Origin of the sequence: Chryseobacterium sp. PET-29 (genome assembly GCF_025736815.1) — a bacterium.
GTDB lineage: Bacteria > Bacteroidota > Bacteroidia > Flavobacteriales > Weeksellaceae > Chryseobacterium > Chryseobacterium nepalense.
The window spans coordinates 433,999-445,932 of record NZ_CP107053.1 but is presented as its reverse complement, the minus strand read 5'-3'; the positions used below and the strand labels follow the sequence as shown (position 1 = coordinate 445,932).

Sequence of the window (11,934 nt, the reverse complement as noted above, 5' to 3'; positions counted from 1 at the left end):
ATGTCTGGTTTTAATTTAAAATAAAAAAACCGGCACTAATGCCGGTCTTCTTTACTCTTTACGGATGCTGCTGTGTTTTGGCAGGATCGTCATAATTTACCATCCAGTTGATTCCGAATTTATCGGTAAACATTCCGAAATACGCCCCCCAGAAAGTATCAGACATCGGCATGGTCACTTTTCCGTCTTCAGAAAGTCCGTTGAACAGTTTATCTGCTTCTTCCCTGGATTCTGCATTGATGGAAATCGAAAAATTGTTTCCTTCCTTATGATTTGAAGCCCATTCTCCGGCCGTATCGCTTCCCATAAGTATCGTCTCCCGGGAAATCGGAAGGCTGATATGCATAATTTTATTTTTATCTTCTTCAGGAGTTTCCTTACCTTCCATTGGAGGCATCTCGCCAAAAGTTCCTACATAGGGAAACTCTCCCCCGAAAACGGATTTATAAAAGTCGAAAGCCTGCATGCAGTTTCCGTTGAATGTTAAATAAACATTTACTGTAGCCATAATAATATATTTTTTAGTTTATCTGTGCTGATCGATGAGGATCATGTTTCCGTCGGGATCTTTCAGGTAAATATGTTCCGGTCCGGAGGTATTTTCATCGGCCTCTTTTTCCAGCACCACACCTTTTTCCTTTAGTTGTTTCTGAATATCGCGGACATCATCAAAACGATCAATATTTTGGGCATTCTGATCCCATCCCGGATTAAACGTAAGCATGTTACCATCAAACATCGCCTGAAAAAGACCGATGATGTGGTCTCCGTTTTTCATAATAAGATAATTATGATCCATATTTCCGCCCATCTGGCTGAATCCTAACTTTTCGTAAAAATCTCTAGACTTCTGAAGATCTTTTACACTTAAACTGATTGAAAAAGCTCCTAATTTCATATTTTGTTTTTAAGAATTATCTTATTTAAGTTAAATTACTGACTGTTCTGTATGCGGGTTTTAAAATCCAGAGTCCCGTCATAGCTTTTCCAGTCACCGGTAAGCTCTATATATTGTTGTTCAACTTTTTCGCTGTTTTTATTCCACCGAAACGTGTATACAAATTTTCCTCTGAACATCCCGGAATGCTTTCCTTTGTATTCTTCGGCAAGTTCATATTCGCCATATACAGTTCCTTTTTTACCGGAATCTCTGTATTTTTTGATTTTAAATTTACCTTCAAATTTGGTATAATTCTTATCCACCATCGTATAACCCGAAACAAAATATTCCTGATCATTTTTCCGGTCCTGTTCGGAGATCTCAATTTTAAGTTTGATCTGCTGATCTTTGCTGCCGATTGTTCCTGTGTAAGTTTTACCATTATTTAACCAGACATTGGAGATATCGGGCATTTGTGAGAACAGAACATTTGAAATGAGAACGAGAAATAGTAATATTTTTTTCATGTGTTTTATTTTAATTTAAATTATACTCCGAATTGCGCCAGGTGATGATTCAGATGTTTGGCAAACATATTATTCCATTCCCGGGCCTTTAGTTTACCGAATGAGAAGGATTCTTTACCGTCGAAAGCTGTTTCTCCCAGCTGCTGTGTTTTCTGGATAAAACCGATCAGTCTTTTCTTTTCCTCTTCGAAATTTTTCCTGTCGGCAATGATAAACTGAGGAGCTGTAGGGCTGTTTTTGGGATATCCTTTTTCACCTACAACTTTGGATTTCACGAATGTTTTTAAAATAAATTTCGCAATAGATCCCGGCTTTCTGTGTTTTTCCGGTTCGTAGACCATTTCATAAGAAACATTACAATGAGCCAGCATCTGGTCTACCGACATTTTACCCCATAACGGCTGTGTTTCAGGAGTAAGCGTGTTGATCCTGTCAATGTAATTCTGAACAACTTTTACATCAAAAATGTTTTCCATAGTTTAGTAATGTTAAAAAACAAATATATTAGTTTTTTTCTGATCAGTTTTCATGAAATATTAAAAAGCATGCAACAAATTACTTATCCAAAATAAAACTATAACATGTTTTAAAAGATTGATATTTACATTTCATCATAAATATTAGAAAAAATTTAATTTAAATTAAATTTTACATCAATAAAACCCTAATAATATTATTTTGTCACAAAATGTTGAATAAAATATCAATAAATTTTCATATTTTCATCCACAATTAATATCAATATATTATTCAATCATTGTGTTTTGATTATTATTCAGCCTTTCCATTGACTCTATTGTAATTTGATGGTAAAATTATAATGAATCAGACTGAAGGATAATCCCTTTTTAAATGTAAACGCCATATAGGCTAATAACTATGATATGAAAATTTATACATTCTTACTTTTTACGCTGTTTTCCAGCCAGTTTTTTTCTCAAAATAATTTTGAATATGCAAGAACCTGGGGGACCTATTTTGGAGCAACCGGCGGTCAGATCGCAGGGGTATATATTAACAAAGGAATTCTGTTCGATTCTCAAAGGAATATGCATTTAAGAGGCAATATATGGAATTCTTCCAATTACGGACCTGCATATTTCAATCAGTTTTTAGTAGGCAATGGAAATTCATATATCACTCAGCCGGGCATACATCTTTTTGAAACCCAAATTACACCTTCGGGAATGCTCTCGTATTATGGATATCCCAATAATCAGTTTTCAACACTTTTAGAAAAAATCGATCACCAGGACAACCGATATTATATTTCATACGCTGTTTCTCCGGCCATTCAGCCAACAGCAGGAGTATATTTAAGTACCGATCCGCAACCTTCTTCACCTGCCAAAATTATCCTGGCAAAATATTCCCCTTCCGGAACACTTCTCTGGGCGAGCTATCTGCCTTCAACCCAAACGGATATTAATATTGAAATTGACGAGGCGGATAATCTGTATATTTACAGTACAACCACCTTAAGCACCAACTTATCTACACCGGGTGTATTGCAGGAAGACTATGATTTTATACCTACTCCCAACGGACAATTTGCTGCAAATGGTTATTTGCTGAAACTCTCTCCCAACGGACAAAGAATATGGGGAACCTACATGCCTTCCGGCATGGCACCGGCTATGAAGTATTACAATGGTTCTCTCTATATGATTTCCGGATCAAACACCAATCCTGCACTGAATACAATGGCTACTGCGGGAGCATTTCAGACTTCTCCTGCATCAAGCTCTATTACAAAAATGAATGCGATAAACGGAACAAGGCAATGGGGAACATATTACGGACCTGCCCCATCTACAGGTTTGGGAATTCTTGTAGATCTGGATGTCAATGAAACAGGAGTTTATATTGCCGGAACAGATTATAATTATGACGGCACGAGCTTCTTTGGAACCCCATCAAGCTACAAGCAGTATGTGACCGGAGGCTCGGATATCTTTCTCTCCAAATTTTCTTTGTCTGGAGATCGGGAATGGAGTACTTATTTCGGATCTTCAGCGGAAGATATGAATGAATTCGATAAGGTGATTGCGGTAAACGGAAATGACATCTATATTACTGGAAATACATATGGCATAGGGAATAATATTGCAACGCCGGGAGCTTACCAGGAAACACCCGAAATAAATGCCGCCAATTACTATAACTTTTATTTTGCAAAATTCAATTCTTCAGGAAATCTAGTATGGAGCTCTTATTATGGAGGGTCTACCATTCTTGCACAAATGATTGTACCTATTAACGTAGCTTTTAATAATAATACCCTCTATCTGTACGGAAGCACAAATTCGAACAATGGTTACAGCATGGAAGGCTCATGGATGCAGCTGCCTAATCCGGCCAATACCAATGATCTTACCTGCTTTATTGCAAGATTCGACAACAAAAATCTGTCAACATCTGAAAATGAAGTTTCATCAGATCTCGTTTTATTCAACAATCCTAATAATGGTAATTTCACACTCCGCGGAAAAGTTCTTGCAAAAACAGATTGCATCATGAAAATTTATGATATGTCCGGAAGAATGATCATCACAAGAAAATTGAACAATGAAAATTCTCAATATTTTGAAATGCAAAACTTACTTGAAAAAGGAAATTATATTATTGAAATTTCTGCTCATCAAAAATCATTAAAAACATTTAAGATGACTGTCAGCTAACTTTTCATATAGACTTTAAAAATAATAAAACTCCGCATATCTTTTGATTTGCGGAGTTTTTATGTCACGGTCTAAAGCTTACTTATTCCGAAATATTGACGTTGCTTCCTTTTGTATGCGCATTCATCTGCGGGGCATAATAATTCTGGATCGTGGTAATTCCGTTTGAGAATTTTCCGGAAGCGTTCGCTACATAATCATATTCAAATACATATTTTCCTTTCGGCATATACTGAATATAGAAATTCGTGGAAGCATCTTTTGTGGATTGATAATAGCCTAAATTATTTTTCCACTGGTATCCGGATAGTACATCCAAAGGTTCAAAACCAGCTGCCCGCATGTCTTTGATATGAATAAATTCCATCGCACGGTCTGTATTTAAAATCATTCTTACCGTAACTTTATCTCCTACTTTCAACGGAGTTTCCGGCGCTATTTTCTGTAATTCTTCACCGTTGACTGTTTTGATTTTTCTGTACAATTCTTTTGTTACCGACAGATAATTTTCTGAAGATTTGATTTTGTCCAGATCTTCATAATATTGCCAGAATAAACCTCCCTGAACGATTCCCGGTCCCGGCTTGGTAATGGTAACCTCAGCAAGATTTTTATTGAGAACATCCGTTTTTATTGTAGATTTCACATAACCGGTTGCCTGGGTTTCCGGCTTCAGTTCTTTTCCATCCCAAATAATGGTTGCTTTATCACTTTCAGCAGAAGTCCATGATTTTCCTGAATTTAGGATCGTGAAAATTACTTCCGAAGTTGCTCTCGAGCTTCCCCATGAATTCACTTCTTTCTGTGTGATCAGCCAGATTTTCAAATCTTCAATAAATTTCTGATCGTTCGGCTTTAATGTATTAAATGCTTCCAACGCTCCGGCATGGTTGACCACTTTGGAACTGAACCAACCCCAGTTGTCAAGATTCTGTTTCCAGTAAACGCCCTGAGCTTTTGAGTCTACGGAAGTTTCTTTTAAATAGTTCATCAGTTTATCCGAAACATCTTTCAAACCGAAATCATTCATCAGTAAAGCAGTACGATGCAATCCGAAAAATGTGAAATCCGTGATTTTTGCTGTTTTTGCTTTTTGTTTTACCAGTGATTTTATTGTCTCGCTTTTTCCTGTTAAAGGATATTGTTTTTCCCAGTAATTCCGGGTATCAAGATACTCCAGCGTCCAGTTGTTAAGGATATTTTCTTTATTTGATTTAAGCGAAGCCGAAGTACCATATTTAGCAATCTCGTTATCTACATACTGAATGAGTTTTTTAACCAAATCATTTTGTTCGGAACTTTGATAATCACTTACATGATCTTTCAGCCATATATTAATTTTTCCTAAGTTTTTCAGGATATACAATGATGTGGAATAGGAACTCGGATATCCCTGATACCAGGAGAATCCGCCATCAGGATTCTGCAGTTTTCTGAGATCATCCCAATCCTGATTAATTGAATTTTTCATTGAATTTACATCAAACAACACTGCCAGTTTAGCCATTTGCTCTTCTTCATTTTTACTTTCCAAAACCCACGGCGTTTCTTCCAGTAACAATTGTTTTAATTCCTGGTTTTTCTCCAGATTGGAGTTTAATAATCCTTTATTCTGATATTCTTCAAAAACAGTTTTCATCTTCGGATTAGCCCTGAAAATTTCTGAAGCCAGAACATCCGCAAACCATTTATTGAAGATCACATCGGCAGAATTATTCGGGTCATTTTTAAGGCTTGGAAGCGCAAACATGATTTCCCAGATCGGATTGGTCGTTAATTCCAGCGTATTGAAAACATTGGAAATTGATGTTGAAGTTGTATTTTTAAGATTTTCCAATGTAAATGTTTTGGTTTCACCTTCTTTTACGAAAATCGGAACCGCATCTGTCACCAGCATTCTGTTGGGTAAAACAGCCACCGCTTTTTGTTCGCCATCGGAAAACTGACCGGCTTTAGCTACCACTTTCAAAATAATCGAAGAAACATTCTCCGGAACTTTTATGTTCCATGTTAACGCTGAATTTTCGTTTTCATTTAAATCAAAATTCTTGGCACTTGAATGTAATCCGAATTGAGATGAAATATCTTCATTGGTGATAGCATCCAGGATTTGTAAGCTTGCCGAACCGTTTAATTTTTTATTCGTTAAATTCGACAGTTTTGATTGTAAATTTAATTCGTCACCTACTCTTAAAAATCGTGGATAATTGGGTGTTACCGAAAATTCTTTTTGGGTTATGACTTCTTTTTCCAAAGTTGCCGCCTTTGCATCTTTTGTGTGAGCCAGGAACATTAACTTCCATTTCGTCAACGCTTCCGGAGAGGTAAACTCGAAGCTTACGTTTCCTTCGGAATCTGTTTTTAAATCAGGATAAAAGAAAGCAGTTTCATTAAGATTCTGGCGAACCGGAATATTTTCCAGGGGTTTGTCGTCTTTATCAAGAACTCCGTCATAATCAACATCCATTAATTCTTTTTTCTCTATTTCCGATAATTGTCTTCCTGAATTAATTATATCGATAGCCTCATCACTAATTCTCATATTTGAGATTTGCATTTTGTCCCTTTTTGATGCCATTGGAGCCGGACTGGCAACACCACGTACTACCACTCCTGATGCTGCTCGCGGAGATCCGTTAAAGTAGTCTCTATCAAACCAATTAAAAGCAGGAACACCCACTTGTTTTTCCGCCATATATTCTAATCTTTTCTGATAATATTGCTGATTAAGGTATTTTCTGATGTCATAAGAAGTAACAATGGAAACCGGCGTATATAAACTGTACCAGTTGAATCTATGGATCACAAATTTATCCAGAGACATATCGTACATATTGGCTAGAACCTCGGCATTGAATTTCTCTTTTTCATTTCCAGACACTTTTACCGACCATTTTTCTTTTGAATTCGGCTGAATTTTATCTCTGAAAGTAACGGTTTCAATTCTTAAAGGCTGCTCAGCATCTTTTATGGCAAGATTGACAGATTCTGTCTGAACATCATTAAAAGCTACCACCTGAAACTGCACATTCAACGTCTGAATATTTTTATCTTTCGGAATGCCTGCTGCATATTCTACCATTCCGTTTTTAAATTGCCGAACTTCTGAAACTGTTTTTCCAGAACCGTCCTGAACGAAAATATTCAGCCAGGCTTCAGGCACTGAAGAATAAACAGTAAAAACCGCTTTTTCGCCTCTTAAAAATTCTTTTTTAGGCTGTAGAACCGTAAGGAAGGTTTTTTGATTCGGCTTTAAAGATTTTTTATCCCAGACACTGAAATTCTGAGTCGTTTTTATCGTGTCTTTACCTTCGATATTGTATAATTCGAGCTGATAATCTCCCGCTTCCAGTTTTCCAAGATCAAGCGATTCTTCATTTCTTTTTACATCATTAAGAATAACAGAAGCTGTTTTCCAGTTTTTCTTTTCATCATTTTTATCATAAAGATCATGAGGAAATTTGCTGATGAATTCTGCTTTTGAGTATTTCGGCATATCCTGAACTTCAGATGTAAAATTGTCCCTGAAAATCCTGTCCGGAGCCTGCAGCTTTGATAATTTTACCTGATACGATTTTTTAAGGTTCTGTTCATTATAATTTTTGGTTTCAACTTTCAGCTTTATATTTTCATCAGAGAATACATCTTTAATTTCCTCAGCCTGTATATAATGGGAAACTGACGCAACTTTCAACTGTGTATCCGCACTCTGTGTTTCCCCGTTGATATCCGTAACGGAAGCATTGATTTCATAGTTATCAATCTGTATACCTTCTACATTTTCATCTTTTTTAAGATCAAGCTTAATGATAAATTCTCCTTTTTCATTGGTTTTTGCTTCTCCCAAAACAGAATTTTCATTATCATCATCCTGCGGATACCAGGAAAAATACCTCCAGCGGATATTGTGTTTTTTAATTTCGTACTGTACCATTGTATTGCTTAAAGCAACTCCGGAAAACATCATGGCTTTCCCTTTCAGCTCAATGGTTTGTCCGTATTTGTATTCGTCTTTTACGGGATCAAAGGTTACTTCAAACTTCGGTCGTTTATATTCTTCAACGCTGAAATCTTTATACCCTTCATTGGTATCGGTCTTTAAATAGAAAACTCCGTTTAATTTACCTTTCGGCAACATAAAACTTCCGTGATAAGAACCGAATTCATTGGTAGTGAATGTCTGCGAAGAAACTTCCTGCCCGTTTGCATCCGTTAATGTTATTTTTTGCTGTAGCCCTGAAGTAACGGACTCTTTCTCTTTATCAAGACTGGTATTAATCACTTTAAAATAAACTGTTTGACCGGGTCTGTAGATGGCCCTATCCATAAAAATCTGGGCCTTGGTGGGTTTCGTTTCATTGTTTCGATCTACAACGGATGCTCGGTTTCCATACACATCCATCATCTGAAAATTATTTGTTTTCGATTCTGAGATGAGGAAAGTTTTGTAATAATCTTTATTGGTTGTTGTTGGAAATGTAAAAACACCTTTACCGTCGGTTTTACCTTGTATCGTATTGACGTTTTTATTTGAAACAAATTCATAAAACGTAAGACTTTCATTAGCAACAGGCTGTCCGTTTTCGCTGTTAACCAATTTTAATTCATTCTCCAACTGATTTCTGTCGGTCTTTGACTGGTAAATAACTCTGTTGTCTGAGACCAGAAAATAAAAATCTTTTTCAGCTTCGGCATCTTTGGCGCTGATCCCGTCAACAGTGTATTCCGCAAGATAAATTCCGGACGGAAGAGACTTTATTTCCAGAGATGTTTTGTGATTTTGGTAATCTTTTAGATCATTCAGCTGATATGCCTCTTTTCTAATAAGATTCTTTTTAACACTGCTGAACGTATTGGCATAAGGATTTTTGGCATATTTTAGAAATGAGGTCAGATCCTCTTTCACCTCATAAATGTTGATGGAAAAAGAACTCACATTTTTATATTCTGCAACAAAGTGAATCGGTTTATTGCTTTGAGTCTGCTGTTCGTATTTTATATTCAAAAACGGATTTAAAATCTGATTTTCTATATTTTTTATATTACCGATGAAAGGAGATTTCGGATATTGTTTTTTGGCCTGAGCGGCTATTTCCAGCGCTTCCTTTTGCTTTTTATCAGAAATCAGCTGATTCATGATATCCTCCATGATCAGGACTTTATAATCGCCTTCTGCATCGGATTTCAGAAGATTACGAAGCTGAACCAGCCTGTCTTTGCACTGATTGAAATTACAGTTTTGCTGCAATTTTTGGTGCATAAAATACAGTTTGGAATTGCCGGTATTCTGAGTGATTAATTCATCAAAGTTTGTATTAATCTTAATGCGGTTTTCTTCGAGCTCATTTTTAGTAAAAAAATCATTGTTGGCAAAAAAAATATTTTCCTGGATAAGATACCAGTCCCATAATGTTGGAAAATAAGTAATATAATCGCCATTTGAAAATGTGTTTTCAAACTTTTTCAAAGCAATTTTTTTCATTTTTTCTTTTTGCAGGTCAAGCGTCTGATAGCTTTTATTTAAATAATTTTTAAAATCAAGCCTGCTCCAGGTTTCTATTTGTGACAGATCCTGCGAATTGATATTGGTGCGTTGTCTTATTTCCCAGGAATGCTCATTATAATAATCAAGAAAAAAACTATTCAGTAAAACCTCAAATAGTACTTTGTCATCACCTTTCAGCTGTTTTTCTACATCCGTAAGTTTTTTGAAAAACTGACTTGCCGTATTGTTTTTTTCATCATCCTGAATTCGGTTAATTATGATGAATTCCGCCTTTAAAGACTGAATTAGCTGTACGATATTATAGTCTTTCATCGCTTGTTTTTGTATTTCTGAAATGATGGGAAGATTTGATTTATAAGCTCCTTTCTGAGAATTTGCAGCTACATTTTTCCATTGCTCATCATAATATTTCTGAGCAAAAACCACCGAAAAATTCAGCAGAAGCAGCAAAAGCATAAAAATCTTGGAAAATCTTTTCATATATGTTATTTTTGATAAATGAATTTCTTAAAAATACTGAAAAAATCCGTTATAGACAGCCAATTGTATGTTTCTTTAATGGGGACCCTTTTTGCAGTATTCTTCATGGAGGAGCAAAACACATTCCGTTATCCTACTGTTTTCCTGATTTTTATCACCTATTTCAGCGGATATCTTTACACCAAGTACCAGAAAACAAAACATTTCTTTAAAATACTGATTCTGAATATTGTCGCCGGGATGATTTGCGCTCTTTTAATTATTTATAATCATAATGAAATACGCCTGATAAAATGGGGCATCATTGTTTTTCTGGGACTCCTCTACAATAGTTTTTTTCTTGATCTTTACATCCGGAAAATCCCGTTGCTGAAAGTATTTTATGTCGGTCTGGTCTGGGCGCTGGTGAACTGCTGGCTTACCTTGCCGGAATTTAATATTCCTATATTCATGATCAGTTTTTTTTTCATCACCGCATTGGTACTTCCGTTTGATATCCGTGATATGAAAGTGGACACAGTAAAGACTTTTCCTGCACTTATCGGTGTTCAGAATACCAAATACATTGCTTATATCTTAGTATTTCTAAGCATGATGCTTGCTTCACAATATCTTACTTTCAATTATTCGGTTTCTTTTTTTCTTTCGGGTATTATTACGTATATTTTTATTTATTTCTCTGAGAACGAAAGAGATGATGTCTATTTTTCTTTCGGAGTGGAAACGTGCTCTGCACTTCCTTTTTTATTTTCAGTAATAATGAAGTATTTTTGAAGAATGATTATCAAGAAACTTTCGCTGTATAATTTTAAGAACCATTCTGAAAAAAGATTTGAGTTTTCACCGCAGATCAACTGTTTTGTGGGAAATAACGGTGTAGGAAAAACCAATATCCTGGATGCGCTCCACTATCTTTCAGTAGGAAAAAGTTTCCTGGGAAACACTGATCTCAATAATATCAGGCATGAGGAAGATTTTTTCACAATTGATGCAGAAATTATGAATGAAGACAGTGAAGATGTCATTAAAATTTCTCAGCCGAAAGAAGCCAAGAAGATCATCAAAAAGAATGACAAAAGCTATGACCGGCTCGCGGATCATATCGGCTATCTGCCCAGCGTTATGATTTCCCCCTACGACTCCAACCTGATTTCAGATTCCGGAGAAAGCAGAAGGAAGTTTCTGGATTCTATGATTTCACAGACCGATTCCGAATATCTGTTTGATCTCATCCAATATCAGAAAGCCATTCAGCAAAGAAATGCACTATTAAAATATTTTGCTAAAAACAGAATCTGGGACAAAGATTCCCTGGAAATCTATGATGATCCCATTACCAGAACCGGAACCAAGATTTTCATAAAACGCAGGGATTTTGTTGAAAAGCTGAATCCTATCGTTCAGAGTTTTTATCAGATTATTTCCGGAGGCATGGAACATGTTTCGGTAATTTATGAATCCCATCTTTTGGAAAACTCTTTCGAAGACCTGTTAAAAGAAAGCCTGGAGCGTGACAGAATGCTTACCTATACTTCAAAAGGCATTCATAAAGATGATCTTCTGTTCGAAATGGATTCTGTTTTAATTAAAAAAATCGGTTCACAGGGACAGCAAAAATCTTTCCTTATTTCCTTAAAGCTGGCACAGATGAGCCTTGTAAAAGAACTTACTAAAAAAACGCCGATTCTGCTGCTGGATGATATTTTTGATAAACTTGATGACAACAGGGTTTCTCAGCTGATTGAGCTGGTAAATCAGGAGAATTTCGGGCAGATTTTTATTACAGATACCCATCGGGAACGTACAGAAAATGTGGTTAAAAAAATTAATGAGGAAAGTATTATTTTCGAATTATAATCC

8 protein-coding genes are annotated in these 11,934 nt (G+C 36.0%); 3 read left to right on the top strand and 5 right to left on the bottom strand.

What is annotated here, in order from left to right:
• Window positions 1-58: 58 nt before the first annotated feature.
• From ODE14_RS01925 to ODE14_RS01910, 4 genes are read right to left on the bottom strand one after another with little or no spacing between them, the layout of a single operon-like run.
• Window positions 59-508: a VOC family protein gene (locus tag ODE14_RS01925; RefSeq protein ID WP_263602755.1), complete on the bottom strand. Its 450-nt coding sequence runs from the start codon at window positions 506-508 to the stop codon at window positions 59-61.
• 18 nt (window positions 509-526) lie between these two features.
• Window positions 527-898 carry a VOC family protein gene (locus tag ODE14_RS01920; RefSeq protein ID WP_263602754.1) on the bottom strand — a complete coding sequence of 124 codons (372 nt, stop codon included), beginning with the start codon at window positions 896-898 and terminating at the stop codon, window positions 527-529.
• 35 nt (window positions 899-933) lie between these two features.
• On the bottom strand, window positions 934-1,407 hold the full coding sequence (locus ODE14_RS01915; RefSeq protein WP_263602753.1) for a hypothetical protein: 474 nt from the start codon (window positions 1,405-1,407) through the stop codon (window positions 934-936).
• A gap of 20 nt (window positions 1,408-1,427) precedes the next feature.
• On the bottom strand, window positions 1,428-1,883 hold the full coding sequence (locus tag ODE14_RS01910) for a DinB family protein (RefSeq protein ID WP_248393953.1): 456 nt from the start codon (window positions 1,881-1,883) through the stop codon (window positions 1,428-1,430).
• A gap of 408 nt (window positions 1,884-2,291) precedes the next feature.
• On the opposite strand from ODE14_RS01910, the gene ODE14_RS01905 reads away from it, so the two are divergent.
• Window positions 2,292-4,088 (top strand): T9SS type A sorting domain-containing protein, encoded by a 1,797-nt coding sequence (locus tag ODE14_RS01905; protein WP_263602752.1) that lies wholly within the window; start codon window positions 2,292-2,294, stop codon window positions 4,086-4,088.
• A gap of 82 nt (window positions 4,089-4,170) precedes the next feature.
• Here the strand turns inward: ODE14_RS01905 and ODE14_RS01900 are convergent, their stop codons facing one another.
• Window positions 4,171-10,074, bottom strand: coding sequence for an alpha-2-macroglobulin family protein (locus tag ODE14_RS01900; RefSeq protein ID WP_263602751.1), 5,904 nt, complete (start codon window positions 10,072-10,074; stop codon window positions 4,171-4,173).
• Window positions 10,075-10,092: 18 nt separating this feature from the next.
• On the opposite strand from ODE14_RS01900, the gene ODE14_RS01895 reads away from it, so the two are divergent.
• Window positions 10,093-10,848 (top strand): hypothetical protein, encoded by a 756-nt coding sequence (locus ODE14_RS01895; protein ID WP_263602750.1) that lies wholly within the window; start codon window positions 10,093-10,095, stop codon window positions 10,846-10,848.
• A gap of 3 nt (window positions 10,849-10,851) precedes the next feature.
• Window positions 10,852-11,931 carry a DNA replication/repair protein RecF gene (gene recF, locus ODE14_RS01890; protein ID WP_263602749.1) on the top strand — a complete coding sequence of 360 codons (1,080 nt, stop codon included), beginning with the start codon at window positions 10,852-10,854 and terminating at the stop codon, window positions 11,929-11,931.
• Window positions 11,932-11,934 lie beyond the last annotated feature (3 nt).